This is a genomic window from Gammaproteobacteria bacterium (assembly GCA_017999615.1).
Lineage (GTDB): Bacteria > Pseudomonadota > Gammaproteobacteria > JAABTG01 > JAABTG01 > JAGNLM01.
The window spans coordinates 1-26568 of the sequence record JAGNLM010000014.1 but is presented as its reverse complement, the minus strand read 5'-3'; the positions used below and the strand labels follow the sequence as shown (position 1 = coordinate 26568).

The 26568-nt window shown below is 70.2% G+C and carries 31 protein-coding genes; 8 read left to right on the top strand and 23 right to left on the bottom strand.

All coding sequences use genetic code 11. From position 1 onward, the window contains the following. Window positions 1–17: 17 nt before the first annotated feature. The 6 genes from KA217_10370 to KA217_10345 form a co-directional block, all read right to left on the bottom strand. Window positions 18–1535 carry an RNA polymerase factor sigma-54 gene (locus KA217_10370; GenBank protein ID MBP7712846.1) on the bottom strand — a complete coding sequence of 506 codons (1518 nt, stop codon included), beginning with the start codon at window positions 1533–1535 and terminating at the stop codon, window positions 18–20. 93 nt (window positions 1536–1628) lie between these two features. Continuing rightward, window positions 1629–2354: an LPS export ABC transporter ATP-binding protein gene (gene lptB, locus KA217_10365; protein ID MBP7712845.1), complete on the bottom strand. Its 726-nt coding sequence runs from the start codon at window positions 2352–2354 to the stop codon at window positions 1629–1631. Continuing rightward, window positions 2351–2941 (bottom strand): lipopolysaccharide transport periplasmic protein LptA, encoded by a 591-nt coding sequence (lptA, locus tag KA217_10360; GenBank protein MBP7712844.1) that lies wholly within the window; start codon window positions 2939–2941, stop codon window positions 2351–2353. Before lptA ends, lptB begins: the two co-directional genes overlap by 4 nt. Then, the gene (gene lptC, locus KA217_10355) at window positions 2922–3095 is read right to left on the bottom strand and encodes an LPS export ABC transporter periplasmic protein LptC (protein MBP7712843.1); all 174 of its coding nucleotides are present in this window, start codon (window positions 3093–3095) and stop codon (window positions 2922–2924) included. The genes lptA and lptC overlap by 20 nt, the downstream gene beginning before the upstream one ends. Window positions 3096–3157: 62 nt before the next feature. Then, the gene (kdsC, locus tag KA217_10350; protein ID MBP7712842.1) at window positions 3158–3682 is read right to left on the bottom strand and encodes a 3-deoxy-manno-octulosonate-8-phosphatase KdsC; all 525 of its coding nucleotides are present in this window, start codon (window positions 3680–3682) and stop codon (window positions 3158–3160) included. A gap of 44 nt (window positions 3683–3726) precedes the next feature. Next, window positions 3727–4755: a KpsF/GutQ family sugar-phosphate isomerase gene (locus KA217_10345; protein ID MBP7712841.1), complete on the bottom strand. Its 1029-nt coding sequence runs from the start codon at window positions 4753–4755 to the stop codon at window positions 3727–3729. Here KA217_10345 and KA217_10340 point away from each other — a divergent pair. Both KA217_10340 and KA217_10335 read left to right on the top strand, forming a co-directional pair. Next, window positions 4712–5809: a phosphotransferase gene (locus KA217_10340; GenBank protein MBP7712840.1), complete on the top strand. Its 1098-nt coding sequence runs from the start codon at window positions 4712–4714 to the stop codon at window positions 5807–5809. The two genes, KA217_10345 and KA217_10340, sit on opposite strands and share 44 nt — an antisense overlap. Window positions 5810–5906: 97 nt before the next feature. Then, window positions 5907–6572: a nucleotidyltransferase family protein gene (locus KA217_10335; protein MBP7712839.1), complete on the top strand. Its 666-nt coding sequence runs from the start codon at window positions 5907–5909 to the stop codon at window positions 6570–6572. A gap of 43 nt (window positions 6573–6615) precedes the next feature. On the opposite strand, the gene KA217_10330 is transcribed toward KA217_10335, so the two are convergent. From KA217_10330 to KA217_10295, 8 genes are all read right to left on the bottom strand, one after another. Next, the gene (locus KA217_10330; protein ID MBP7712838.1) at window positions 6616–7047 is read right to left on the bottom strand and encodes a putative toxin-antitoxin system toxin component, PIN family; all 432 of its coding nucleotides are present in this window, start codon (window positions 7045–7047) and stop codon (window positions 6616–6618) included. Continuing rightward, on the bottom strand, window positions 7025–7381 hold the full coding sequence (locus tag KA217_10325) for a ribbon-helix-helix protein, CopG family (GenBank protein ID MBP7712837.1): 357 nt from the start codon (window positions 7379–7381) through the stop codon (window positions 7025–7027). The genes KA217_10330 and KA217_10325 overlap by 23 nt, the downstream gene beginning before the upstream one ends. Window positions 7382–7714: 333 nt before the next feature. Then, the gene (locus KA217_10320; protein MBP7712836.1) at window positions 7715–8080 is read right to left on the bottom strand and encodes a ComEA family DNA-binding protein; all 366 of its coding nucleotides are present in this window, start codon (window positions 8078–8080) and stop codon (window positions 7715–7717) included. Between the two features lie 228 nt (window positions 8081–8308). Continuing rightward, the gene (locus KA217_10315; protein MBP7712835.1) at window positions 8309–9433 is read right to left on the bottom strand and encodes a porin; all 1125 of its coding nucleotides are present in this window, start codon (window positions 9431–9433) and stop codon (window positions 8309–8311) included. A gap of 185 nt (window positions 9434–9618) precedes the next feature. Next, the gene (locus KA217_10310) at window positions 9619–10524 is read right to left on the bottom strand and encodes a CoB--CoM heterodisulfide reductase iron-sulfur subunit B family protein (protein ID MBP7712834.1); all 906 of its coding nucleotides are present in this window, start codon (window positions 10522–10524) and stop codon (window positions 9619–9621) included. Between the two features lie 13 nt (window positions 10525–10537). After that, window positions 10538–11164, bottom strand: a complete 627-nt coding sequence (locus tag KA217_10305) for a 4Fe-4S dicluster domain-containing protein (GenBank protein ID MBP7712833.1) — start codon at window positions 11162–11164, stop codon at window positions 10538–10540. A gap of 33 nt (window positions 11165–11197) precedes the next feature. Continuing rightward, entirely contained in the window at window positions 11198–13366 is a 2169-nt protein-coding gene (locus tag KA217_10300) for an FAD-dependent oxidoreductase (GenBank protein MBP7712832.1), read from the bottom strand. 3 nt (window positions 13367–13369) lie between these two features. Continuing rightward, on the bottom strand, window positions 13370–14656 hold the full coding sequence (locus KA217_10295) for a CoB--CoM heterodisulfide reductase iron-sulfur subunit A family protein (GenBank protein MBP7712831.1): 1287 nt from the start codon (window positions 14654–14656) through the stop codon (window positions 13370–13372). 277 nt (window positions 14657–14933) lie between these two features. Here KA217_10295 and KA217_10290 point away from each other — a divergent pair, with 277 nt between their 5' ends. Next, the gene (locus KA217_10290; protein MBP7712830.1) at window positions 14934–15290 is read left to right on the top strand and encodes a DUF4282 domain-containing protein; all 357 of its coding nucleotides are present in this window, start codon (window positions 14934–14936) and stop codon (window positions 15288–15290) included. Here KA217_10290 and KA217_10285 read toward each other — a convergent pair. Beyond that, a complete protein-coding gene (locus tag KA217_10285) occupies window positions 15274–15966 on the bottom strand; it encodes a tRNA 2-thiocytidine biosynthesis protein TtcA (protein ID MBP7712829.1) in 693 nt (230 codons plus the stop codon). The two genes, KA217_10290 and KA217_10285, sit on opposite strands and share 17 nt — an antisense overlap. Before the next feature lie 168 nt (window positions 15967–16134). Here KA217_10285 and KA217_10280 point away from each other — a divergent pair, with 168 nt between their 5' ends. From KA217_10280 to KA217_10260, 5 genes are all read left to right on the top strand, one after another. Beyond that, complete coding sequence (locus KA217_10280; GenBank protein ID MBP7712828.1) at window positions 16135–17076, top strand: SPFH/Band 7/PHB domain protein; 942 nt, start codon at window positions 16135–16137, stop codon at window positions 17074–17076. Window positions 17077–17164: 88 nt separating this feature from the next. After that, window positions 17165–17545: an NfeD family protein gene (locus tag KA217_10275; GenBank protein ID MBP7712827.1), complete on the top strand. Its 381-nt coding sequence runs from the start codon at window positions 17165–17167 to the stop codon at window positions 17543–17545. Next, window positions 17542–19362 carry a translational GTPase TypA gene (gene typA / locus KA217_10270; GenBank protein MBP7712826.1) on the top strand — a complete coding sequence of 607 codons (1821 nt, stop codon included), beginning with the start codon at window positions 17542–17544 and terminating at the stop codon, window positions 19360–19362. The genes KA217_10275 and typA overlap by 4 nt, the downstream gene beginning before the upstream one ends. A gap of 7 nt (window positions 19363–19369) precedes the next feature. Further along, the gene (dtd, locus tag KA217_10265; protein ID MBP7712825.1) at window positions 19370–19825 is read left to right on the top strand and encodes a D-tyrosyl-tRNA(Tyr) deacylase; all 456 of its coding nucleotides are present in this window, start codon (window positions 19370–19372) and stop codon (window positions 19823–19825) included. Next, window positions 19822–20490, top strand: coding sequence for a hypothetical protein (locus tag KA217_10260; protein ID MBP7712824.1), 669 nt, complete (start codon window positions 19822–19824; stop codon window positions 20488–20490). Before dtd ends, KA217_10260 begins: the two co-directional genes overlap by 4 nt. Before the next feature lie 83 nt (window positions 20491–20573). Here KA217_10260 and KA217_10255 read toward each other — a convergent pair whose 3' ends face one another. From KA217_10255 to KA217_10220, 8 genes are all read right to left on the bottom strand, one after another. Next, window positions 20574–21128 (bottom strand): FixH family protein, encoded by a 555-nt coding sequence (locus tag KA217_10255; protein MBP7712823.1) that lies wholly within the window; start codon window positions 21126–21128, stop codon window positions 20574–20576. Between the two features lie 2 nt (window positions 21129–21130). Further along, a complete protein-coding gene (ccoG, locus tag KA217_10250) occupies window positions 21131–22489 on the bottom strand; it encodes a cytochrome c oxidase accessory protein CcoG (protein MBP7712822.1) in 1359 nt (452 codons plus the stop codon). Between the two features lie 152 nt (window positions 22490–22641). Further along, entirely contained in the window at window positions 22642–22779 is a 138-nt protein-coding gene (locus tag KA217_10245) for a DUF3149 domain-containing protein (GenBank protein MBP7712821.1), read from the bottom strand. Between the two features lie 89 nt (window positions 22780–22868). Further along, on the bottom strand, window positions 22869–23762 hold the full coding sequence (gene ccoP / locus KA217_10240) for a cytochrome-c oxidase, cbb3-type subunit III (GenBank protein MBP7712820.1): 894 nt from the start codon (window positions 23760–23762) through the stop codon (window positions 22869–22871). Continuing rightward, window positions 23755–23946 carry a CcoQ/FixQ family Cbb3-type cytochrome c oxidase assembly chaperone gene (locus tag KA217_10235; GenBank protein MBP7712819.1) on the bottom strand — a complete coding sequence of 64 codons (192 nt, stop codon included), beginning with the start codon at window positions 23944–23946 and terminating at the stop codon, window positions 23755–23757. The genes ccoP and KA217_10235 overlap by 8 nt, the downstream gene beginning before the upstream one ends. Window positions 23947–23956: 10 nt before the next feature. After that, the gene (gene ccoO / locus KA217_10230; protein MBP7712818.1) at window positions 23957–24559 is read right to left on the bottom strand and encodes a cytochrome-c oxidase, cbb3-type subunit II; all 603 of its coding nucleotides are present in this window, start codon (window positions 24557–24559) and stop codon (window positions 23957–23959) included. A gap of 15 nt (window positions 24560–24574) precedes the next feature. After that, window positions 24575–25993, bottom strand: a complete 1419-nt coding sequence (ccoN, locus tag KA217_10225; GenBank protein MBP7712817.1) for a cytochrome-c oxidase, cbb3-type subunit I — start codon at window positions 25991–25993, stop codon at window positions 24575–24577. A 218-nt stretch (window positions 25994–26211) separates the two neighbouring features. Then, the coding region (locus KA217_10220; GenBank protein ID MBP7712816.1) for a helix-turn-helix domain-containing protein at window positions 26212–26568 on the bottom strand (357 nt) is incomplete at its 5' end.

Below are 26568 nucleotides of genomic sequence, written 5' to 3'. Positions count from 1 at the left end.
ACTCCTTTCTGGCCCTTCTAGGCCAGCCGCTTGCGTTCACTCGAGGGAGGGATGGCCATCCCCTCCCGGTATTTGGCGACGGTCCTGCGGGCCACCTGGATACCCTCCTTCGAGAGCAGCGAGGCGATCCGGTTGTCGCTCAGAGGCTTCTGAGGATTCTCCGCCGCCACGAGCCGCCGGATCAGGGCCCGGATGGCCGTGGACGAGCACCCACCGCCGCTGTCGGTCGGCAGGTGGCTGGAGAAGAAGTACTTTAGCTCGAAGGTCCCCCGCGGCGTGTGCATGTACTTGCGCGTCGTCACGCGGGAGATGGTCGACTCGTGCATGCCCAGGACCTCGGCGACGTCGTGGAGGACCATGGGCCTCATCGCCTCGTCCCCGTGCTCGAGGAATCCACGCTGGCGCTCGACGATGGTCGAGGCCACCCGGAGCAGGGTCTCGCTCCGGCTCTGCAGGCTCTTCATGAACCAGCGGGCCTCCTGCAGGTGGGCCTTCAACGTGGTGTTGTCCGCGCTCGTGTCGGCCCTGCGCACGAGGCTCGCATAGTAGGGATTGATGCGCAAGCGCGGCAGGGCGTCGGCGTTGAGCTCCACGAGCCAGGTGCCTTTGTGCTTGCGCACGAACACGTCGGGGACGATGAACTCCGGCTCGCTCGCGGGCAGCTCGCCGCCCGGGCGGGGGCTCAGTCCCTGCACCAGGCGCAGCACCTCCTGGAGCGCGGCGCGGTCCAGGCGCATGCGCCGGGAGAGCTGGGCGAAGTCCCGGCTCGCCAGGAGCCCTAGGTGGTCGCTCACGAGGTCGATCGCCTCGGCCCGCCAGCAGGTCCTGGGGTCGAGCTGGCGCAGCTGGATCAGCAGGCACTCGCGCAGGTCCCGCGCGCCGATCCCCGGCGGATCGAAGGCCTGCACGCGGTGGAGCACCGCCTCCACCTCGGCGAGCCCCACGGGCGGCTCGCCGCCCATGCTGTCGCGGATCTCCTCCAGGCTCGCCCGCAGGTAGCCGTCCTCGTCGATGGCGTCGATGATGGCGGTGGCGACGGCCCGGTCGGTCTCGGAGAGTGGGGTGAGGAGCAGCTGCCACTGGAGGTGGTCGCGCAGGGTGACTTCGCGCCCGCGCAGCTGGTCGAATTCGACCGCCTCGCCGTCGGCGGACCCCGTGTGGCCCGCCGTGCCGTCGTAGACGTCCTCCCAGGCGCTGTCGACCGGCAGCTCCTCGGGGATGTCCCCGCCCTCCATGGTGAGGTCCGGCTCCTGGGCGAGGCCGTCGTCGTCCGGTTCCTCGGCGGACGCCTCCCCCCGCTCGGCAGGACCAGCCGCCTCGGCGGCGCCCGCGGAGGCCTCGGCCGGGCTCGCCCCCGCGTCGGCCCCGGATTCGCCCTCCTCCTCGGCCCGCTCCAGCATCAGGTTCGACTCGAGTACCTGCTCGACCTCCGTCTGCAGCTCGAGGGTGGAGAGCTGCAGGAGGCGGATCGCCTGCTGCAGCTGGGGGGTCATGGTCAGGTGCTGACCGAGACGGAGCTGGAGGGACTGCTTCATGGCCACTGCGGCGTCGGGTGGTTAGGTACCCCCTTTAGCGGCAAGTCTAGCCCAATCTTTGCCTTGCATAAACGAGACCACATGAACCACCGGTCACAGCTTGAAATCCTCGCCGAGATAGACCTCGCGCACCCGCCGGTCCTGCAGGATCGACTCGGGGTCGCCCTCGGCGATGGTGTGGCCCTCGGTCACGATGTAGGCGCGGTCGCAGATCCCGAGGGTCTCGCGGACGTTGTGGTCGGTGATGAGGACGCCGATCCCGCGCTCCTTCAGGTGGGCGATGATGCGCTGGATGTCCACCACCGAGAGCGGGTCGACGCCGGCGAAGGGCTCGTCCAGGAGGATGAAGCGCGGGTCCGCGGCGAGCGCCCGGGCGATCTCCACGCGCCGGCGCTCACCGCCCGAGAGGCTGAGCCCCATCTGGTCGCGCAGGTGCCCCACGTGGAGCTCGTTCATCAACGACTCCGCGCGGCGCTCACGCTCGGCACGGTCCATGTCCGGGCGCGTCTCCAGGATGGCGAGGATGTTCTGCTCCACGGTGAGCTTGCGGAACACCGACGGCTCCTGGGGCAGGTAGCCGACGCCGAGCCGGGCGCGCACGTGCATCGGCTCCCAGGTGATGTCCCGCCGGTTGACCTCGATGGTGCCGCCGTCGGGGCGGACCAGCCCCACGATCATGTAGAACGAAGTGGTCTTGCCGGCGCCGTTCGGGCCGAGCAGGCCGACCACCTCGCCGCTGGTGACGCTGAGGCTGACGTCGTTCACCACATACCGGGAGCGGTAGCGCTTGGACAGATGGCGCGCCGCCAGGACGCTCATCGCGCGGCGCCCTTCCCGGGCCCGGCGTTTGCGGGCTGGCCTTTCGCCGGCTCCGGGGCGCCATCCTTCTTTCCGTCCTTCCCACCGTCCTTCGCCTTGGGGGTGAGGATGACGCGCACGCGGTCCTCCCCGGAACCGGAGCGCGAGGCCTTCACCCGCTCGTTCACCGTGTCGTAGGTGATCCGGTTCCCGAAGAGGCTGTTGCCCGACTGGAGGACGCTCGCGTCGTCGTAGAGGTCGATGACCCCCTCCTTGACCTGATAGTCCATGCGCAGCGCCCGCGCCTTGAGCGGCTCGGTCTCGCCGTCCGAGAGCTGCTGGTAGGTCGCCGGCTTGCCGACGGCCTCGGCCCGCGAGATGTCCCGTTGGTCGTCGTAGTACAGGACCACGCGGTCGCCCGTGATCTTGATGCTGCCCTGGGTCACCACCACCCGGCCCTCGTAGATGGTCACCCCCTTCACGTCGTCCAGCTCGCCCCGGTCGGCCTCGATGTGCACCGGCTGGTCCCGGTCGGTGGAGAGCGCGAGGGCGGCCCCGGGAAGGGTCGCGAGCAGGATCAGGAACAGCTCAGTGCCTTTGTGGGTCATAGCGGGTCCTCACCCGGGAGAGAAGTTCCAACCGGCTCGCGGCGAGCCGGAGATTCATGCCGACGCCCTCGGCCTCGCCCCAGGGCCCGACGATGCGCGCGGGGGCCTCCGTGCGGGCCTCTTCGCGGGAGGGCAGCACCGTCACGTCGCGCATCTACACGTCGAGCGCGCTGCCGAGGAGCGCGCTCGCGAGGAGGGCCGCGATCCACCAACGGCTCACCGCAGGTAGCGCTGCGACAGCGCCTCGAGCTGGCCCCGCGCCTCCAGGATGAGCTCGCAGACGTCCCGGCCGGCGCCGCGCCCCCCGGCGCTGGGGGTCTGCCAGTGGGCGTGGCGCGCCACCAGGGGGTGGGCGTCCGCCACCGCGATGGCGAGCCCGGCGCGCAGCAGGATGGGGAGGTCGATGACGTCGTCGCCCACGAAGGCCGCCTGGTCCGCGGTGAGGCCGAGCTTGCCGAGCAGCTCCTCGAAGGCGGCCAGCTTGTCCTGCTGGCCCTGGTACACGTGGGAGACGTGGAGCGAGGACATGCGGTGAGTGACCGCCCGCGAGGTCCTGCCGCTGATGACCCCGATCTCCACCCCGGCCTCGCGCAGCATGGCCATGCCCTGCCCGTCCCGCGCGTGGAAGGCCTTGTACTCCTCGCCGTCGTCGCCGAAGAAGAGGCTGCCGTCGGTCAGCACGCCGTCGACGTCGAAGACCACCAGCCGCACGCGTGCGGCCCGCTCCAGGACATCCTTCACGCCTGCCCCCTCACCGCTCCGGCACCTCCGTCACAGCGCGTCCCTCACAGCACGCCCGCCCGCAGCAGGTCGTGCGTGTTCAGCGCCCCCAGCAACCGGCCGTCCTCGGCGGTCACCAGGAAGCCGTTGATCTTGTGCTGCTGCATGCGGTTCAGGGCCTCGACGGCGAGGAGCCCCGGCGGGACGGTCTTCGGATTGCGGGTCATCAGCTCGGCGATGCGGGCCTCGTGGGGGTCCACCCGGCGGTCGAGCGCCCGGCGCAGGTCGCCGTCGGTGAAGAGGCCGAGCACCCGGTCCCCGGCGTCCACGATGGCGGTCATGCCGAGCCCCTTGCTGGTCATCTCCACCAGCGCCTCGCTCAGGGTCGCATCGGGGCCGACCCGGGGCAGCGCGGCGCCCGTGCGCATGACGTCGGCGATGTGCAGCAGCAGCCGGCGCCCGAGGCGCCCGGCGGGGTGCGAGCGCGCGAAGTCCTCCGCGCTGAAGCCCCGCGCCTGCAGCAGCGCCACCGCGAGCGCGTCCCCCATGGCGAGCGCCGCCGTCGTGCTCGCGGTCGGGGCGAGCCCCAGGGGGCACGCCTCGCGGGCCACGCTCACGTCCAGGTGCACGCTCGCCTCGCGGGCGAGCCGCGAGCCGGGGTTGCCGGTCAGCGCGACGAGCGGGACGCCGAGGCGGCGGATGATCGGCAGGATGGCCAGGATCTCGTCCGTCTCGCCGGAGGTCGAGAGCGCCAGGACCACGTCCGCGGCGGTGATCATCCCCAGGTCGCCGTGGCTCGCCTCGCCCGGGTGGACGAAGAAGGCGGGGCTGCCGGTGCTGGCGAGGGTCGCGGCGATCTTGCCGCCCACGTGGCCCGACTTGCCCATGCCGAGGACGACGATGCGGCCGCGGCAGGCCAGCAGGTATTCGCAGGCCCGGGCGAAGTCCCCGCCGACGCGGGGCACGAGGTCGCGGATGGCCGCCGCCTCCGTCTCCAGGACGGCAACGCCGAGACGGATCAGGGCTTCCGGGTCGGGGGCGGTGGGGGACATGGCGCGTGCGTTCGGCAGCCGTCTCGCGGGGGTGGCGGACATTCTAGCCCGGAATCTGACGGCGACGGGGCGCCCCGCTATACTGCCGGCCGCCCGTGAGACAAGCCCCGTGAACACCCCCACCGACGCCCGTCTCGACCTCGCCCGCCGCTGGCTCTCCGAGGAGCTGGGGTTCGGGGATTTCACCCTCGCCCCCGCCTCGAGCGACGCCAGCTTCCGGCGCTACTTCCGCATCACGCGGGACGCAGAGTCGCTCATCCTGATGGACGCCCCGCCCGAGCGCGAGGACTCGCGCCCCTTCGTCGAGCTCGCCGCCCGCTTGGCCGCGGCCGGCGTCACCGTCCCCCGGGTGCTGGCCACGGACCTCGCGCGGGGCCTGCTGCTGCTGACCGACCTGGGCAGCACCCACTACCTCGCCGCGCTCGCCGGGGGGGCCTCGGCGGAGAGGCTCTACGGGGATGCCCTGGACACCCTGCTGCGCATGCAGACCGCGGTCCCGACCCGGGGTCTGCCCGCCTACGACGAACGCCTGCTGCGCCTCGAGCTCGGCATCTTCCGCGAGTGGTATCTCGGCCGGCACCTGGGCGTCACCCTGACGCCGGACCAGGAGAGGGGCCTCGCCGCCGCGGAGGACGTGCTGGTGGCCGGGGCGCTCGAGCAGCCGCGCACCTTCGTGCACCGGGACTATCACTCCCGGAACCTGATGCTTCTCGCGGAGGGCAACCCGGGCGTCCTGGACTTCCAGGGGGCCCTGGTGGGGCCGGTGACCTACGACCTGGTGAGCCTGTTGCGGGACTGCTACGTCGCCTGGCCGGCGGAATTCGTACGGGAGACCGCGCTCGGCTACGGGCGCCGTCTCGAGGCCGCCGGCGCCATCCCCCGGACCGACCCCGAGGTGTTCCTGCGCTGGCTCGACCTCGCCGGGGCCCAGCGCCACCTGAAGGCGGCCGGGATCTTCGCTCGCCTGCACCACCGGGACGGCAAGCCCCACTACCTCCCCGACATCCCGCGCACCCTCGGGTACGTGCGGGAGGTGGCGGGAAGGCAGGGGGAGCTGGGGGGGCTGCTGGGCGTGCTGGACCAGGTGGGGGCATGAAGCTTCGTGTTAACCACGGAGACGCAGAGACACAGAGATTGATCGATAAAATATCCTCTGCGCCTCTGTGCCTTTGCGGTTCATCGGACTTCTCTTCGTGAGGGCCATGATCCTCGCCGCCGGGCGCGGGGAGCGCATGCGGCCGCTCACCGACACGGTGCCCAAACCGCTGATCCCTGTGGCGGGAAAGCCACTCGTTGTGCACCACCTGGAGCACCTCGCCGCCGCCGGCTTCCGGGAGATCGTGGTCAACCACGCGCACCTGGGGGCCGAGATCGAAAAGGCCCTGGGGGACGGGTCCCGCTGGGGGCTGCGGATCCGCTATTCGCCCGAGGCGCCCACCGCCCTCGGGACCGGCGGAGGCATCCACCGGGCGCTGCCCCTGCTCGGCCCCGGCCCCTTCCTGGTGGTGAACGGCGACGTCTGGACGGACCTCCCCTTCGCGGACCTGGCCCATGCGCCGGCCGCCCTCGCCCACCTGGTGCTCGTGCCGAACCCGCCCCACAACCCGAAGGGTGACTTTCCCCTGGACGGGGACCGCGTGGGCGACGGCCCCGGGGAGCGGCTCACCTTCAGCGGCATCGGCGTCTACCAGCCCGCCCTCTTCGCGGGCCAGACCCCCGGCGCCTTCGCGCTCGGCCCGCTGCTGCGGGCGGCGGCCGCGCGGGGCCAGGTCAGCGGGGAGCTCTACGAAGGCGCCTGGTTCGATGTGGGCACCCCGGACCGGCTGGCCGAGGCGGAGGCGTATCTCCAGGGCCGGTGACAGCTGGAGCCTCTTGACGGCTGAGGCCGCCCAGTCCCCCAACCTAACGCGTGCCTCCCACCATGCGCACGAAGTCCATCGGCCGAACGATGGGGATTCCCTCGTACGCTTTGAGACGTAGCAGGTCGCGGTCGCCGCTTACGATAACGTCGGCGCGTCCCGACACTGCACACGCGATGATGTGGTTGTCGTCAGGGTCGTCAGGAAGGACGTCGGGAATGGTCGTGGGCCGCACAATGACGGCTCTCCGTACGAGCGTCCGCAACGTCCGCTGGAGCTCGGCTTCGTCCCACCCGAACTTGCCCCGGAGCTTCTCAGCCAACTCAGAAAGAATTGCAGGCGAAAGGATGAGCCGCACCTGGCCACCGAGCAGCACCCAGATGCGGGAAAGCGCACCGTTTGGGAAGTGAAGCGACGAGATGAGAACGTTGGTGTCGAGGACGACGCGCAGGCTACCGGGGCGATCTTTTCCCATAGAGCATGTTCTCGAGTTCCTTCTCCGAGTTGATGCCAAGGGCCTTCGCCCGTTGCGCGCCATAGATCTGTGAGCGTTCCATCTCGGCGCTGTATTCCTTCGCGTTCAGGGGGCCGCGGCGCTCCGCTTCCTGGGCCTCCAGGATCAGACGTTCTACCCACGCATCTGGCGCCTGCGTTCGATTCACAAGCGGCGCACGGTAGGTCTGGTACAGGCGAAACATCCGGCGAAAGAGCTCGCTCTTCGTGCTTCCCTCCTCCTCGGCAACCCGTTCAAACTCATCCGCCATGCGCGGCGGGACAGTAAAGCCCAGGTTCCGGCTGGTGCGTGCCATAGCAACCCTTCAAGCAAGTTGAACTCTACTGAATAAAGTTTAGCATGCACGCGCGTCACGGAGGCCATACCGGTCGGGACCGGCACGCGGGCCAGCGTCCTCGCGGCACTCTCCTCAATGCTGAGCGAGTAGCCCGCGCCGGACGTCGTCCCAGTCGAGGGCCCAGCACGTGATGTCGAGACGAAAAGCTGCGGCAAGCCCCGGCGCGTTCAACGCCCTGGGGTGAAAGGGAAAGGTGGCCGGCGGGTCACCCGTTCCGTAGCCAACCCGCCGACCGAAGTGCCGGCCGTCCCTGGCCGGTGCCCGCTGCCCCACGCGGAGGCAAGCGGGTCTTCAGCGGGCGGCGGCCCGTGCCGGGGCGGGCGTGGGCGCGGCCTGGGCGCCGACCGGAGCGGTGGCCGCCGGATTGGCCGGGGCCGGGGCCGCGGCAGACGCCGCGCCGACGGTCAGCCGGTCACGGTTGCGCTCCACGGTACGCTCGCCGATCCCCTTGACGGCGGCCAGCCCTTCCACCGACTGGAAGGGGCCGTTCGCCTTCCGGTAGTCCACAATGGCCTGGGCCTTGGCGACGCCGATGCCGTCGATGACCTTCGCCAGCGTCTCGGCGTCCGCGTTGTTGATGTCCACGGTCTGCCCCGCCTGCGGGGCAAACGGCGCCGCGAGAGCCACGGCGAGGGCGATGCTGCGCATCCGTTCCATGTGACTTTCCTCCTTCCCTGGGTTCGAGCCGGCTCTGCCCCGGAGCCCCTTCGGGCCTCCGAAGTCAGCGGGGGAACGCTACCACGCCCCTCCGCCCCCCGGCCGCTTCAGATTTTCGATCCGCGCGCGGGAGTTTCTTGACAGTTCCCGGGTCCGGCGAGTCGTCGAGCGCACAAAAAAGACGGGGCCCGAAGGCCCCGTCCGAGTCACGTCACGCCTGGGAAGCGATTAGAACTTGTGGATCACGCCCAGGGAGTAGCCGTTGACGTTGTGGCCGTCGGCCTTGTAGGCGCTGTTCAGGCCCTGGCCGCCCCACAGACCGTAATCACCGTTACGCTCGTTGTTGATGCCAGCGTACATCGCATACAGCGTGGTCCGCTTGCTCAGGTTGTAGTCGTACCCGACGCCGTACATGTAGGCACCGCTATCCTTAACTTTCTCAATGTCGTCCGCCATGCCCCAGAAGCCCTTGATGGCACTGTTGCCGAAGGCGTAAGACGCCGCCACGTAGTACGCATCACGGTCAATGCTCTTCGAACCCTTGCCCCCATCGGCATCGATATTCTCGTAGATGCCGCCCAGGGTGAAGCCGGCAAAGGTGTAGCCCAGACCGAACTTCATGGACGTCAGGTTAGGCTCGTCGTAGCCAGCCGGGTCAGCGGGCAGAAGCCCGGGAGCCAGGGCCCCAGCAATCCGGTTGCCCTCGCCGTACTCGTAGGCAGCGCTGGCGAAGAAACCGGCGTTGTCGTACATGACCATCGCGCTGACGGCCTGGTCACGCTCGTCGCCATCAATGGCGCCGGCGGAACCGGTCGCAGCCTGGTCCGTGAAGTAGTGGCTGACATAGGCGATGGCGCCGCTGAAGCCGGAGAAGTTCGGGCTCACGTACGCAATCGTCTGCGGGGCGCGCTCGTCAGAAGTGACGATCCCGCCGAAGTTTCCGATGACGACGTTATAGTCACCGATGCGGTCACCAAACGGATCCAGCTTGCCGGTGGCCAGCTTGTACGGGGTGTCGTGCCGACCGACAAGGATCGTGCCCCAGCCGCCCGACAGACCGACGAACGTGTTGCGCCAGTCGACGCCGTTCTCGTTGCCGTTGACCTCGGCCTCGACCTGCCACACACCCTTCAGACCGCCACCCAGGTCCTCGGCGCCCTTGAAGCCGATGCGGCTGTTGCGGGACACGCCCGTCGCGTCCTCGGTCACCTTCTTGCCGCTAACGCCCGAGGTGTAGCCGTCAACCCAGTCATAGCTGTAATGGGCCTGGCCGTACACCGTCACGTCGGCCATGACCGCAACCGGCGCCGCGAGGGCCGCTGCAACTGCGATGGTGAGAAGCTTCTTCTGCATGTGAATTCTCCCGATGTCGTGTTGAAACAGTGAACCCCTAGTCGACCAATCCCCCGATTGTCTGGCCGGAGGCGCAAGCCCTCTGTGCGAGTAGCTGTGGGAAGTCTGGCACACCCGAGAAAGAAATGCAACACCCCGTGTGCAAGAACAACATCGACATCGAGATTGTTGCAGATTCACAACGTTCAGGCAAGACCCGGGGGCAACGCCTCCAGCGCCGGGGCGGGGATGAGCTGCCCGTCCAGCCCCGCCTCCCGGGCCGAGCGCCCGAAGGCGACCGCCATCAGGCTCGTCGCGCAGACGACCGGCATCGCGGGCCGCGTGCCCCCGCTCCGGGCGAGGCGCTGCTGGTAGACCTCGAGGTGGAGCTGGCAGAGGGGGCAGGGGGTGACGACGAGGTCCACCTCGTGGTCGCGGGCCGCCTCGAGGATCCCCCGGAGGAGCCCTTCGCTGCGGGCGGGCTCGGAGAGGGCGAGCGCCCCGCCGCAGCACTGCACCTTCTTCTCGTACGAGGGGACGGGCTCGCCCCCCAGGGCCTCCACCAGCCGGTCCAGATGCGTGGGGTTCTCGGTGGAATCACCGGCGACGCCCACCGGCCGGCTGCTCTGGCAGCCCACGTAGCCCGCCACCTTGAGCCCCTGGAGCGGCCGGCGCACGTGCCGGCCGATCTCCTCGTAGCCCACGTCCTCCACCAGGACGTCCACCAGGCGCCGGACCCTCTGCTCGGCCCGGACCCGCAACCCCCCGGCGGCTAACGCCTCCTGCGTGTCGCGCATCAGGTCCTCGTCCTGGCGCAGGCGCTCGCTCGCCTCCCGGGTCGCGAGCCAGCAGCCCGGGCAGGCGGTGACCAGATCCTGGCCCGGGTGGGCCTGCTCGGAGAGGGCCAGGTTGCGCGCCGAGAGCGCGATGCGCGGCAGCTCGCCGCCGCCCACGTGGCCGAGGGAGGCCCCGCAGCAGTTCCAGTCGGGAATGGTCTGGAGCTCGATGTCGAGCTCCCCGCACACCGTCTCCACGGAGGTGAGGTAGTGCGAGGCGGAGGCACCCGGGCGGGAGGAGCAGCCGGGTAAGAAGGAGTACTGGCGCTTCGCCATGCCTGTCGCCTCCTCAGTCCTCGAGCGCCGCGGCCTTCGCGAGCTCGATGGCGCGGGCCTTCTCGAGGATCGCGCGCAACTCCGCGGGGTCCTTCACGCCGTCACCGGCGACGGCCGCGAGCCGGCTCATGCGCCCCGCCTTCAGGAGGCCGAGACCCGCGTCCCTCGACCGCAGCGTCCGCCGCACACCCTCGGCGAGGCCGTTTGCGAAGAGGAGCGAGAGGGCGAGCCTCGGCTCGTTGACGCGCCCGGTCCGGACCACGTTCTCCCAGAAGCGCTCGGCGAGCCGGCGGGTCGGCGGGTCCGCGGGAGCGAGCCCGCGGCGCACCGCGTAGTGGGCGAGGCCGTGCATCACGTGGGCGACCGGCACCCCGCGGGGACAGCGCACGACACAGGCGTGGCAGGAGGTGCACATCCACACCGAGGGGGAGCCCAGGACCTCGTCGCGCCGGTTGGCGCGGATCAACTGGAAGATCCTGTGGGGCGGGTGCTCCCAGTCGGGGCCGAGCGGGCAGGAGCCCGAGCACACCCCGCACTGCGTGCACATCGTCACCCACTCGCCTTCCTCGACGCGGGCCTCGACCTCCGCGAGGAAGTCGCCCGAATAGTCCTCCCCCCGGTCCTCGACCGCCTCGATCATGACCTTACCCGCCTCACCCATGGCGCCCCGTCCTCAGAACTTGAAGGGCGACAGCCCGATCCGCGTGACCGTGGCCGCCATCTCGTCGATGCGCCGGGCCGCCTGCCCGGCGTCCGTGGCCGAAACCCCGGCGATGACGACCCGCTCCCGTTCCAACCCGAGGCGGTCCAGCGTCTCGTTCACGGCACCCATGCGCTGCGCGGCGAGCTCCGGGCCCCGGCCGAAGGGACACTGGGGGTCCGAGCCCGAGGGACAGCCCATCAGCACGACGCCGTCGTAGCCGGCCTCGAGCGCCCCGCTCACCCAGGCGGGGTGAACCGCGCCGAGGCAGCGCACCGGCACCACCCGCGCGAAGGCGCTCTGCTCGATGCGGCCCGCGGCCGCGAGGTCGAGCGCCGGAAGGGCGCCGTTCTCGCAGGCGAGCACCAGGATGCGCGGCTTGCCCTCGGGCTCCCCGGGCATCGCGACGCTCCGGATCGCGCCTCCCACGCTCTCGACCGAGCAGTCCGCGAAGGAGATGACGCGCTCGGGGCAGGCCCCGAGGCAGATCCCGCAGCGCCGGCAGCGGCCCTCGTGGATGACGGGGTAGCCCTGGGCGTCCTCGTCGATGGCGCCGAACGGGCACTCCTGGGCGCAGCGCCCGCAGCGGGTGCAGCCCTCCAGGCGCACGACGGGGAAGGACGGGTCGCCCGCGCGCGGCGGCCCGGAACGCCCCTGCGCCGCGTTCTCCACCGCCTGGATGGCCTTCAGGGCGGCACCTGCCCCGTCCTCCGCGGCCTCGCTCGAGTCCATGGGCCGGCGCACCGCACCCGCGGCGTAGATGCCGGTGCGGCGGGTCTCGCAGGGGAAGAAGGGGAAGGGCGAGTCGGGGAAGCCGCCGGGCTGGTGGGGCAGTTCGGGACCCTGGAGGTAATCGAGATTCAGGACCGGTGAGTCCGCACCGGAGACCGGGACCATGCCGGTCGCCAGCACCACCAGGTCCGCCTCGACCGAGACGTCCTCGTTCAGGACCTGGTCGTGGAAGCTCACGAGCGCGCCCAGCGGGCGGGGCACGACCCCGTCGACCCGGGCGCGGACGAAGGTGACCCCCTTCTCCTGGCCGCTCCGGTAGAAGTCCTCTCCGCCGACACCGGGGGTGCGCAGGTCGTCGTGGAGCACCAGGGTCTCGACGCCGGGGTCCCGGTCCTTGAAGTACATCGCCTGCTTGATGCTGGTGACGCAGCAGTGCCCGGAGCAGTAGGGCAGACGGCCCTCCTTCCCGCTCCTCTGGCCCGCGCACTGCACGAAGATCACGCGCCGCACCTCGGCGTCGTCCGAGGGGCGCCGGATGGGAGCGCCACCGGCCTTCTTCGCGAGCGTCTCCAGCTGGAGCTGGGTCACCACGTCCGGGCTCTCACCGTAGCCGAGCTCGGGCAGCCGGCGGGCGTCGTAGGGCCGGAATCCGCTCGCGAGCACGATGGCCCCGACCTGCGTGGTGACGCGCCCGCCGGTCCCCTCGGCAACCACCACGGTGAATCGCCCGGGGGCGCCGGAGACCCGCGCCACGCTGGCGGCGCGGTGGACTCGGACGCCCGGGTGCGTGGAGACGGCGTCCGCCAGGGCGTCGACCCCGGTGTCGACCGGGTGGCGGAACGGGGAGCGGGCCGGGGCCCGCTTCCAGAGCCCGGCGAGCGCGCCGCCGAGCTCGGGACCCTGCTCCACCAGGGTCACGGGGTAGCCCGCCCTCGCGGCCTCGAGGGCGGCGGTCATGCCGGCCACGCCCCCGCCGACCACCAGGATCCGGCGGCTCAGGCCCTCCTCGCGGCGGGGCACGGGCGGGGCGACGGCCCGTGCCGCGGCACAGCCCATGCGGACGGAGTCCTCGGCCATCTCCTGGGTGCTCTCGCGCGCCTCCTCCGTGTCCGGGCGCACCCAGACGACGCCCTCGCGCAGGCTCACGCGGGTGAGGGCGACGCCCTCGAAGGCGAAGGCCTCGGTCTTAGCCCGACGCGAGCAGGCGGCGATGACCACCCGGCTCACGCCCTCGGCGTCGAGGTCCTCCCGGATCATGGCCACGCCGTCGGCCGAGCAGAGGACGTCGTGCTCCCGGCAGACCGTCGCCCGGCCTTCGCGCACGGCGATGTCCGCGAGCCGCGCCGTCGCCAGGCGCTCCCCGATCCCGCAACCCCGGCAGACATAGGCCGCGAGCTTCCGCCCGGCCACGGCTCAGCCCTCCGCCCCGCCCACGCGGCGGACCACCTGGAGGGCCCGGAGCGCGGCGGCCGTCGCGTGCTGTATGGAACGGCCCACGTCGAGGGGCTCCGCGGCGCACCCGGCCGCGAAGATGGCGCCGTTCGCGGGGTCGGGCGCGACGAAGCCCCCGGCGTGGGTCACGAGGCGCGAGGGCAGGGCGTCCTCCGGCACGCCCGGCTCCATGCCGACGGCCAGCACCACCAGGTCGTGCGCGTGGGCGTAGCGCTGACCGCCGTCGGTCGCCACACCGTGGAGCACGGGGCTGGCGCTGGCGACGTCCCGGGTCATCTGGGCCACCTTCGAGCGGACGAACTTCACCCGCGGGTCCGAGCGCACCTTCCGATAGAAGTCCTCGAGGAAGTCCGTGACGCGAATGTCCACGTAGTAGAGGGTCACGTCCGCCTCATCGCCCAGGCGCCCGGTGACGCAGGCCGCCTGTTTGAGGGCGGCGGCGCAGCACACGCGGGAGCAGTGGCGCAGGTGGTTCTTGTCGCACGACCCCGCGCAGAGCACGAAGGCGACGCGGTGCGCCTCGCGCCCGTCCGAGGGGCGCAGCAAACGGCCGCCGGTGGGCCCCAGGGGGTCGGCCAGGCGCTCGAACTCGAGGCTCGAGACGACGTCGGGAACCCGGCCGTAGCCGTAGGGCTCGATCTTCGCCGCGTCGTAGGGCCTCCAGCCGGTGGCCCAGATCACCGCCCCGGCCTTCACCCGGGCCTCCCGCTCCCCCATCTCCAGGTCGACGGCGCCCACCTTGCAGGCGGCCTTCGCCCGTTCGGCGTCGGGGGTGCCGAGGATGCGCGGGTCGAGGACGTAGCGTTGGGGGTAGGCCATGGGGAAAGGCAGATAGGCGCCCCTGCGCGTGCCGAGGCCGCAGTCGTGCTCGTCGGGGAACTCGGCCTCCACCGCCCGGGCGCAGTCCCCGCAGGCGGTGCAGCGCTCGTTGACGTAGCGAGGCCGCAGACGCACGGTCGCCGTGTAGTCACCGGGCTGGCCGTCGATGCGCACCACCTCCGCCAGCGTGAGCACGCGCAGGCGGCGGCTCGCCCCCAGGCGCCGCAGGTCGATCTCCAGGCCGCAGGCCGGGGGGCCGAGCGTGGGGTAGTGGCGGGAGAGCTGGCTCACCCGCCCACCGAGCGAGGCGTCCTTCTCCAGCAGCAGCACGTCCGCGCCGGCCTCCGCCGCCTCCAGCGCCGCCGTCGTGCCGCTGATGCCGCCGCCCACGACCAGGATGGTCCGGGTGGTAGCGACCACGTCGCTCATCGACCCTCCTCGGCCCCGGGCACCGGCCCGCGAGGCCGGGCGCGGTCAGGCCCAGCGCCTGCCCCGCCGACCCCGGGAACGGCCTCCCGGACTCCCCCGGACGATACCGTGCGCGCCGTGGAGTTGCCACCCGCGGCACGCGACGGTGGACGGCAGGCGGAAGCTGCCGTACAACGTCGGGCGAAACTGCCGGCGCCCGATCCGGTAGTCTTGGCATCCGACTCCCCTCGAGGCGGCTCGAGCGCCGGGAGGGGCCACGGGCAACGGGACGGGGACCATGGACCATCATTCCCTGCTGCAGAGCCTTCTGGGGGCCGTCGGCGACTTCTTCGCCTTCCGCACCTTCATCGCCCCCGGGGTCATCTACATCACCTACTACGTGGGCGCGGTCTCCGTGCCGGTGCTCGCCTGGCTGGTCGCGCGCCAGTCCAGGACCCGGTTGCTGGAGGAGCTGCGGACCCGGGCACCGGACACCTGGAGCGAGACGAGCGGGCTCGGGTGGAAGGGCTGGGCGCGCGTCGCCGGCGCCGCGCTCGCGACCTTCGTGATCCTCGAGATCAGCTGGCGGATGCTGTTCGAGTTCCTGCTCGCCTACTTCCAGATCCGCGAGGCCCTCGTCAGCGGGGCGGGCTGAGCAGGGGCCGCATCGCGGCCAGCAGGTTCGCGAACAGCCGGGGATTGAGCGCCTCCTCGCGCGCCAGGAGCTCCTTGGCGTGCTCGCGCTCGCTCGGGGCACGGAAACAGGCCGGGCAGCTGTCCGGCACCACGGGGAGCCCGGCGGCCTCCGCGAACGCGCGGAGCTGGCGCTCCCGGACGTAGACCAGGGGGCGGATGAGCCGCAGGTCCCCGGCGTCGATCACGTAGTGCGCCTTCATCGTCTGCAGCCGCCCCTCGTGGAAGGCGGACATCAGGAAGCTCTCCGCCAGGTCGTCCAGGTGCTGCCCGAGCGCCAGGACGTTGTAGCCCCGCTCCCGCGCCACCCGGTACATCACCCCCCGCTTCATCCGGGCACAGAAGGAGCAATAGGACGGGTGGCGCAGGTGCTGGCGCGCCTGCCCGAGGATGTCCTGGGACTCCAGGACGTAGGGAACCCCGAGGGCGGTCATGTACGGCACCAGGGGCCGGGGGTCGAAGCCCTCGGCCTGGGGGTCCACGGTGAGGGCCCCCACTTCGAAGCGCACCGGAGCGTAGGTGGCGAGGTGCAGCAGCAGGTGCAGCAGGGAGAGGGAGTCCTTCCCCCCCGAGACCCCCACCAGGATCCGGTCCCCCTCCCGGATCATGTCGAAATCGCCGATGGCCCGCCCGGCCATGCGGAGGATCGACTTCGGCGGCACCGGGCGCGCCGGCGTGGAGGGCTGTGGGGGGGTGTCGGTCACGGGGTGAGTGTAACAAGCGCTATACTGAACGACGCGCGGCGCCGACCGCGCCGTGCTCGTGTGCCCCTCGACGGGGCGTCGGACATCAGAGGTCTCCCGCGTATGGAAGGTTTCGCCCTGTTCGTGCTGGCGGTGCTCGCGTTCGCCATCGTGGTGGTGTTCATGGGCGTGAAATCCGTGCCCCAGGGGACGGAGTTCACCGTGGAGCGGTTCGGGCGCTACACCCGCACGCTCACCCCGGGGCTGAACCTGATCGTCCCGTTCGTCGACCGCATCGGGGCGAAGATGAACATGATGGAGTCGGTCCTGGAGATCCCGTCCCAGGAGGTCATCACCCGGGACAACGCCATGGTCAAGGTGGACGGCGTGGTCTTCTTCCAGGTGATCGACGCGGCGCGCGCGGCCTACGAAGTGAGCCAGCTGCGCAACGCGATGGTCAACCTGACCATGACCAACATCCGCACGGTCATGGGCTCCATGGACCTGGACGAGCTGCTGTCCAAGCGCGACGAGATCAATCACCGGCTCCTCTCCATCGTGGACGACGCCACCACGCCCTGGGGCGTCAAGGTCACCCGGATCGAGATCAAGGACATCGCGCCCCCGCGCGACCTGGTGGACGCCATGGCCCGGCAGATGAAGGCCGAGCGCGAAAAGCGCGCGTCGGTGCTGGAGGCCGAGGGCGCGCGGCAGGCCGCGATCCTGCGCGCCGAGGGCGAGAAGCAGGCGACCATCCTGGCGGCGGACGGCCGCCGCGAGGCCGCGGTCCGCGACGCGGAGGCCCGGGAGCGGCTGGCCGAGGCCGAGGCCAAGGCGACCGAGCTGGTCTCCGACGCCATCGCCCGGGGCAACGTGCAGGCGTTGAACTACTTCGTCGCCCAGAAGTACACCGAGGCGGTGCGGGAGCTGGCGACCGCCCAGAATCAGCGGGTGATCCTGTTCCCGGTGGAGGCGACCGCGCTCATCGGCTCGCTCGGCGGAATCGCGGAGCTGGCGAAGGAGACGTTCGCCCGGCGCGAGGGAGGCAAGGGCGGTGCTGCCTGAAGTTCACCCGGAGTTCTGGCACTGGCTCGTCCTCGGGCTGGTCTTCGTCACCATCGAGCCCTTCGTCCCCGGGACGTTCTTCCTCTGGATGGGGATCTCGGCGGGCATCGTGGGCCTGCTGGTGTGGGTCCTCCCGGCGGTCGCCTTCGACACGCAGGTGCTCGCCTTCGCCGTGCTGTCCATCGTGACCATCCTGGTCTCGCGGCGCTACCTGGCGCGCTACCCCATCGTGAGCGAGCAGCCGCTGCTCAACCGGCGCGCCGAGCAGTACGTGGGCCGCGTGTTCACGCTCCAGGAGCCCATCGTGAACGGGCGGGGGCGCCTGCAGGTGGACGACACCGTCTGGCGGGTGGAGGGTGAGGACTGCCCCGCCGGGACGGCCGTGGAGGTGACCGGGGTGGACGCCACCCTGCTGCGGGTCCGCCGGCGCGAGACCGCCACGACACGCCCCGGCGCGGGGGCCCCGTGATCGAGAACTTCCGCAATATCGCGATCATCGCGCACGTCGACCACGGCAAGACAACGCTGGTCGACCAGCTGCTGAAGCAGTCGGGCACGCTCCACCTGCGGGGCGACCTGCCCGAGCGGGTCATGGACTCCAACGACCTGGAGCGGGAGCGCGGCATCACGATCCTGGCCAAGAACACGGCGGTGTCGTGGGGTCCCTACCGCATCAACATCGTGGACACGCCGGGCCACGCCGACTTCGGCGGCGAGGTGGAGCGGGTGCTGTCCATGGTGGACTCCGTGCTGCTCCTGGTGGACGCGGTGGACGGGCCCATGCCCCAGACCCGCTTCGTGACCCAGAAGGCGCTGGCCCGCGGGTTCCGGCCGATCGTGGTCATCAACAAGGTCGACCGGCCGGGCGCACGTCCCGCCTGGGTGCTGGACCAGACCTTCGACCTCTTCGACCGCCTGGGCGCAAGCGAGGCGCAGCTCGACTTCCCGGTTCTGTACTGCTCGGCCCTGAAGGGCTATGCGAGCGTCGACCCCGACGCCCGCGAGGGCGACCTGCGCCCGCTCTTCGAGACCATCGTCGACCAGGTGCCGATGCCGCCGGTGAACCTCGATGGGCCGTTCCAGCTGCAGGTGAGCTCGCTCGACTACTCGAGCTACGTGGGCGTCATCGGCATCGGGCGCATCCAGCGCGGGCGTATCCAGCGCAACACCCCGGTCGCGGTGGTCTCCCGGGACGGCGCGGTGCGCCGCGGACGCATCCTGCAGATCCTGGGCTTCCTTGGCCTCGAGCGGACGGAGGTGCCCGACGCCCACGCCGGCGACATCATCGCCTTCACCGGCCTGGACAGCGTCCACATCTCGGACACCCTCTGCGACCCGGACCACGTGGAGGCACTGCCGCCCCTCACGGTGGACGAGCCCACGGTCAGCATGACCTTCCAGGTGAACGACTCGCCGTTCGCGGGGCGCGAGGGCAAGTACCTCACCTCCCGGCACCTGCGCGAGCGCCTGAGCCGGGAGCTGATGCACAACGTGGCGCTGCGGGTCGAGGACACCGACGACCCCGACCGGTTCCGCGTCTCGGGGCGGGGCGAGCTGCACCTCTCCATCCTGATCGAGAACATGCGGCGCGAGGGCTACGAGCTCGCCGTCTCCCGGCCCGAGGTGATCTACCGCGAGGTGGACGGCGAGCGCCAGGAGCCCTACGAGCAGGTCACCGCGGACGTGGAGGAACAGCACCAGGGGACGGTGATGGAGCGCCTCGGCGCGCGCGGCGCGGTCCTGCAGGACATGATGCCCGACGGCCGCGGCCGGGTCCGGCTCGATTTCGTCGCGCCCTCCCGCGGGCTCATCGGCTTTCGCACCGAGTTCCTGACCGCGACCTCCGGCACCGGGCTCATGTACAACGTCTTCCTGGAGTACGGCCCGGTCAAGGGCGCGGAGTACGGCCGGCGCGCGAGCGGTGTGCTGGTCGCCAACGGCACGGGCAAGGCGCTCGCCTACGCGCTCTTCAACCTCCAGGAGCGAGGGCGGCTCTTCGTGGGGCCCGGGGACGAGGTCTACGAGGGGATGTTGGTGGGCATTCACTCGCGCGGAAACGACCTGGTCGTCAACCCGCTGAAGGGGAAACAGCTGACCAATATCCGGGCGGCCGGCTCCGACGAGAACATCCTGCTCACGCCGGCCCTGCGCCTCTCGCTCGAGCAGGCGCTCGAGTTCATCGACGACGACGAACTGGTGGAGGTGACCCCCCACGCGGTGCGCCTGCGCAAGAAGCTCCTGAAGGAGCACGAGCGCCGCAAGGCAGAGCGGCGGGGCGCGGCGTAGGACCTTCTTGATCGGCCTCCTGCAGCGCGTGAGCCAGGCCCGGGTCACGGTCTCGGGGCAGGAGGTCGCCCGCATCGCGAAGGGCCTGCTGGTGCTCGTGGGCGTGGAGCGGGGGGATGCCGAGCCCGAGGCCGACCGGCTCCTGGAGCGGCTGCTCGGCTACCGGGTCTTCCCGGACCCGTCCGGCCGGATGAACCTCAGCCTCCGGGACGTCCGGGGGGGCCTGCTCCTCGTCCCCCAGTTCACCCTTGCCGCCGACACCGGCAAGGGGATGCGGCCGAGCTTCACCCCCGCCGCCGCACCGGAAGAGGGGGAGCGAGTGTTCACTTACTTGTTCCGGCGGGCCGGGTCGCTGCACTCCCCCGTGGCCGCCGGGGTATTCGGGGCCGACATGCAGGTGGAGCTGGTGAACGACGGGCCGGTCACCTTCTGGCTGCGCGTCCCGCGGAGAGAAGACGCGTGAATCGATGGGTGGTGTTGGCCTCGGTGGCGGGGCTTGCGGGCGCCGCGTGGCTCTTCGGGGGGCGCGAACCGTCCCCACCGCCGCCCCCGGGTGAACGCCCCTGGGAGGTCACCCTTGCGCCGGACGGCGCGAGCCGGGCGCTCGGCCTCACGCTGGGACGGAGCACCCTCGGGGACGCCATCGCACGCTTCGGGAAGGGCGTGGACGTGGCGATGTTCGAGTCGCCCGGCCAGCCTCTCTCCCTCGAGGCGTACTTCGCCGAGGCGAGCTCGGGCGGACTCTCGGGGCGTCTCGTGGTGACGCTGGCGCCCGAGCCCGCGGTCCTCGAGGGATTGCGCGCGCGCGGCGCCGGGCCGCGGAGGCTGCAGAGCGGGAGCCTGCGCTACGAGCTGGACCCGCGCGACGCCGACACCGTGGCCCGCCTCCCGGTGGCCTCGCTCACCTTCGTGCCCCGCGCAAACCTGGACGAGGCCACCCTGCGCGCGCGCTTCGGCGAGCCGGTGGAGCGGATTCCGGCGGGCGAGGGGCAGGTGCGCTGGCTCTACCCGGAGCGGGGGGTCGCGGTCACCCTGAGCGAGCCGGGCCGGGAGATGATCGACTACTTCGCGCCCGGGGACTCCGGGCGCCTGCGCCAGCTGTCCACGCCCGTCCCCGCGGGAGACTGACTATCCGCGGCCCCGGGGCCGCAGCCCCGGCCCCGAACCCAAGCCGAAGTCCACGCGTGAGCCCAAGCCCGGGCGGCGGCGCGTCAGGGTGCGAGCAAGAGCTCGAGCCGCTCGGCCTTCTTGTCGACCACGACACGCCCGGAGACCCGCCAGGCCCCGCCCGCCGGCTCGAGCGTGACGGTCCAGGCTCCCGGCCGCAGCCGGTTTCCCAGCTGACCGGCGAAACGGCCGCCCCCCGGCAGCGCGTGCATCTCGACCTGCTGGTCGTGCGTCGCGCGCGTGGCGTACGCGAGCCGCAGGGTCAGCGCCCCCGGCGCTTGACTCAGCCCTTCGACGCCCAGCACCACGTCCCCGGTACCGGGGTCCAGCTGCCCCCGCGCCAGGATGCCCGACTGGCGGGCCAGTTCCTGGCGCTCGAGGGTGCGGTTGATGGCCAGGCCGGCCTGGTAGTAGTCGTCCACCACCAGGCCGTCGGGGTCGTCCATCGAGATGAGGAGCGCCGTGACGCCCCCCAGGACCGAGGTGAGGGGCAGCAGGATCAGCACCCAGGGCCAGAACTGCCGGTACCAGGGCGTCGGGTCCGGCGCGCTCGACGCGAGACCCCGGCCCCGGCCCCGGCCCTGTCCGGCGTCGGCCACGCTCACCTCCCCCGCGGCCCGGTGAACCGGCTCTCCGACGAGGCGGAGAGCGTGGGGTCGTCGACGGACACGAGGTCGAACCGCACCTCGCTGGTGACGGCCTTCAAGCTCCCCGGGTCGGCCCGCAGCTGGACCGGCAGGCTGTGGACCTGGCCGGCGGGCACCCGGATCTCCTGAAGGTCCGTCACGAGCTCGAGGCCGGGCAGCCCGCTCGCCGAGATCCGGTAGGTGTGGTCCCGCTCGTCCATGTTCACGACCTTGAGCGTGTAGACGTTCTCGATCAGCCCTTCGTTCGTCTCCCGGTACAGGCTCGCGCGGTCACGGATGACGTCGAGCTCGAGGGGCACGCGGCTGCTCACCGCGTAGACCAGCCCGGCCACGAGCGCGACCAGCACCGCGGCGTAGAGGAGCACGCGCGGGCGCAGCACGTGCGCCGGCCGCCCTTCCATCGCGTTCTCCGTGGTGTAGCGGATGAGCCCCTTGGGGTAGCCCATCCTCTCCATCACCTCGTCGCAGGCGTCCACGCAGGCCGCGCAGCCGATGCACTGGTACTGGAGCCCGTCGCGGATGTCGATGCCCGTGGGGCAGACCTGCACGCACACGGTGCAGTCGATGCAGTCGCCGAACCCCGCCGCGCGGTGGTCCGTCGTCTTCTTGGGGCGGGGACCGCGCGGCTCACCGCGGGCCGGCATGTAGGAGATGATCAACGTGTCCCGGTCGAACATCGCGCTCTGGAATCGCGCGTAGGGGCACATGTAGATGCAGACCTGCTCGCGCATCCAACCCGCGAAGGCGTAGATCGCGAAGGAGACGAAGATCATCCAGAAGGCTTCCCAGGCCCCCAGATCGAATCCGAGGACGCGCCCGGCGAGTTCGCGGATGGGGCTGAAATAGCCGACGAAGGTGAAACCGGTGAATGCGGCGATCAGGATCCACAGCAGGTGGGTCGTGCCCTTCTTCAGGAGCTTTTCCCGGCCCCAGGGCATCTTGTCGAGCTTCATCTGCTTGGCGCGGTCGCCGACGACTTTGCGCTCGACCCACATGAAGAGCTCGGTCCACACCGTCTGCGGGCAGGCGTACCCGCACCACAGGCGCCCGGCGAGGGCGGTGAAGAAGAAGAGCGCGTAGGCCGCGATGATCATCAGCAGCGCCAGGTAGAAGAAATCCTGGGGCCACATCACCACGCCGAAGAGGTAGAACTTGCGCGCCGGGAGGTCGAAGAGAACCGCCTGACGCGAGCCCCACTGCAGCCACGGCAGGACGTAGAAGATGCCGAGCAGCACCACCAGCGCGGCGATGCGCAGCCGGGCGAACACGCCGTGGACCTCGCGCGGGTAGATCTGCTGGCGCTTCGCGTACAGGGACTTCGGGGCCTCGTCCGTCGGTGTCGCGGACGCACCCGCCTTGCGCGGCTTCGATGCAGGCTGCTCAGACACTGGGTTTCCCCTCTTTCACACACCCGGTGCTTCCGGCGCGCGAGCGAGCACGCCGGAAGCGGGACGTCGCCACGACGTCACTTCTGACCCGGCTCCTTCATGTGCTTGCGCATGAAGATGACCAGGAAGATCGCCATCCCGACCATGAACAGAATCGTGAAGAGCGAGAGAACCCCGATCCAGCTGCCGAGCAGCAGCTCAATGACCTTATCCACGTCACACCCCCTTGGGGCGGGGCGCCGGTGGACGGCGCCCCGCGCATCTTACTGCGATGTCTCGTTATTTCGTGTGACTTCGCCCGCGGCTATTTCGCGGGGTTCGACAGGCTCCAGACGTAGGCCGAAACGAGGTGGCTCTTGGCATCGCCCAGGAACTCGTTGTGCGCGGGCATGAGGCCCTGCCGGCCGGCGGCGATCGACTCCTTGATGGAGTTGCGCGAGGCGCCGTAGACCCAGATGTTGTCGGTCAGGTTCGGCGCACCAAGGGCCTGGTTGCCCTTGCCGTCCGGCATGTGGCAGCCCGCGCAGAGCGCGTACCGCCCCTCGCCGGCCGCCGCGCGCTTGGCATCGTGCTCACGGCCCGCCAGCTTCAGGAGGTAGTCGGTGATCTCGTCGAGCCCCTGCTCGCCCAGGGCACCGGAGAAGCCGGGCATGACGCCCATGCGGCCCTCGGCCACGCTCACCTTGATGGCCTTCGGGTCACCGCCCCACAGCCATTCCTGGTCGGCCAGGTTCGGGAAGCCCCGCGCCCCGCGGGCGTCCGCACCGTGGCAGAGGGCGCAGTAGCTCGCGTAGATGCGCTGTCCCATCTTCATGGCCTGCGGGTCCCTGGCCACGGCCTTCAGGTCCATCTCGGCGTACTTCTTGAAGATGGGGCCGTACTCCGCGTCGGCCGCCTTGACCTCGTCCGCGTACTCCTGCTCCTGGGTCCAGTTCAGCAGGCCCGGCGCCTTCCCGAGGCCGGGGTAGAGGGCCAGATACAGCAGGGCGAAGACGATGGTGGAGTAGAACAGCCACAGCCACCAGCGCGGCAGCGGGTTGTTCATCTCCCGCAGGTCCCCGTCCCAGGTGTGGCTCATCTCCGCACCCTGGGCGTAGTGCTGACTGCTGCCCTTGCCGCTCCACCAGATCAGCCATGCCATCGCCAGGATGTTCAAGACCGAAATGATTGCGATGTACCAGCTCCAACCGTCACTCATGACGCGCCTCCTTCGACTGGGCGGGGGTCTGCTCGTTATGCGGCCTGTCCTCGGTGAGCGGGAGCTCTGCGGCCTCCCGGAATGCCCTGGCGCGCTTTGCGCTCCAGGCCCACCACACGATCCCGAGAAACACAGCCAGGAGGATCAGTGTGTACACGCCCCACAGGTTGCCCCACCAGTTCATGTTGGTTGCCCTATTTCTTCACGTAGGTGCCAAGCACCTGCAGGTACGCGATCAGGGCCTCCATTTCGGTCTTGCCCTTTACGGCGTCCGTCGCCCCCTTGATGTCCTCGTCCGTGTACGGCACCCCGAGGAGCTTCAAGCCCTTCAGCTTGTCCGGGGTACCCGCTCCGTCGAGCTTGTTCTCCGTGAACCAGGGGTAGGCCGTCATGTTGGACTCGGGGACCACGTCCCGGGGATTGTTGAAGTGCACGCGGTGCCACTCGTCACCGTAGCGGTTCCCGACGCGCGCGAGCTCCGGCCCGGTCCGCCGCGACCCCCACAGGAACGGGTAGTCGTAGACGAACTCACCCGCCACCGAGTAGGGCCCGTAGCGCTCGGTCTCCGCCCGGAACGGCCGGATCATCTGCGAGTGGCAGTTGTTGCAGCCTTCGCGGATGTAGACGTCGCGGCCCTCGAGCTGCAACGGCGTGTACGGCTTCAGCCCGGCGACGGCCTCGGTCGTCTGTTTGATGAAATACAAGGGAACGATCTGAACCAGGCCGGCGACGCTGATCACCAGCAGGATCAGGATCATCATCAAGCCAACATTCTTCTCAATCGTTTCGTGGCTCATGGATCGACTCCTCCGTCACGCCGCCTGCGGGACCGGGACCTGTACCGGTCGCGCCCCGGCCACCGTCTTCCAGACGTTGTAGGCCATCAGGAACATGCCGAGCATGAACAGCCCGCCACCGATCAGGCGGACGGTCCAGAACGGATACATGGCCTCCAGGCTCTCGATGAAGCTGTAGGTGAGCGTGCCGTCGTCGTTGATGGCCCGCCACATCAGGCCCTGCATGATTCCGGCGACCCAGAGAGAGACCACGTAGAGCACGATGCCGATGGTGCCGAGCCAGAAGTGGGTGTTGATGAGCTTCACGCTGTACATCTCGGTCTTGCCGAAGAGCTTCGGCAGCAGGGCGTACAACGTGCCGATGGTGACGAGGCTGACCCAGCCGAGGGCGCCCGAGTGCACGTGGCCGATCGTCCAGTCGGTGTAGTGCGAGAGGGCGTTGACGGTCTTCACCGACATCATCGGGCCTTCGAAGGTCGACATGCCGTAGAAGGACAGGGAGACGATCAGGAAGCGCAGGATCGGGTCGGTGCGCAGTTTGTACCAGGCCCCCGAGAGGGTCATGATGCCGTTGATCATGCCACCCCAGGAGGGGGCCAGCAGGATCAGCGAGAACACCATGCCGAGGGACTGCGCCCAGTTCGGAAGGGCCGTGTACATCAGGTGGTGCGGGCCGGCCCACATGTAGATGGACACCAGGGCCCAGAAGTGCACGACCGACAGGCGGTAGGAGTACACCGGCCGCCCTGCCTGCTTGGGAATGAAGTAGTACATCATCCCGAGGAACGCGGCGGTGAGGAAGAAACCGACCGCGTTGTGGCCGTACCACCACTCCACCATGGCGTCGATGGTGCCCGGGTACGCCGAGTAGGACTTCCAGAGGCTCACCGGGAGCTCGGCGCTGTTGCCGAGGTGCAGGACCGCGATGGTGATGATGTAGGCCCCGAAAAACCAGTTCGCGACGTAGATGTGCTTCTGCTTGCGCAGGATGATCGTCCCGAAGAAGACGATCGCGTAGGCCACCCAGACCAGGGTGATCAGGACGTCGACGGGCCACTCCAGCTCCGCGTACTCCTTGCTGGAGGTGAGCCCGAGCGGGAGGGTGATGGCGGCCAGCAGGATGACCGTCTGCCAGCCCCAGAAGGTGAACGGCACCAGCGGGCCCCCGAACAGCCGGACCTGGCAGGTGCGCTGCACCACGTAGTAGGAAGCGGCGAACAGCACCGAGCCGCCGAAGGCGAAGATGACCGCGTTGGTGTGCAGCGGGCGCAGGCGCCCGAAGCTCAGCCAGGAAATGCCTTCTCCGAGCTGGGGCCAGATCATCTGGGCGGCGATGATCACGCCGACCAGCATCCCGACAATGCCCCAGACCACCGTCATGATGGCGAACTGACGCACCACCTTGTCGTTATAGGTCGTGGCGACGGCAGACATATGAATCCCCCTTGAGAGTTTGGTCCCGGACGACGCCGAGCCCGCCCCGCCAGAAGGCGAAGACAGGCACGACCGCGGGCCGGATCGGCCCGACAGGACGGCCCATTCTGATTTCAAAAAGGGGGGCTAATTTTGATCTACGTCAAGGCGCCGCCACGGGGGCGCGGATGCCGGGGCCGCGCCCTGCGCGTCCCTGGCTCCCCGACGCGGGCCGACGGTCAGCCGCAGCGCGCGACGCTGCGGTTCTCGTCCAAACGCAGCATGGAGCGCAGGCGCGCCGGCTCGTGGATCCGGATGTTCTTGCGGTGCACGCTGAGCACCTCGTCCTCCTGGAGCTTGGAGAACATCCGGCTCACGGTCTCCACCGCCAGCCCCAGGTAGTTCCCGATGTCGTGCCGGGACATGCTGAGGTTGAACTCCGTCTCCGAGAAGCCCCGCGCCTTGAAGCGCTGGGCCAGGCTCAGCAGGAAGGTGGCGAGGCGCTCCTCCGCGCTGGCCTTGCCGAGGAGCATCAGCATCGCCTCCTCGTGCGCGAGCTCCTTGCTCATGAGGCGCAGGAACTGGCGCTGGAGGCT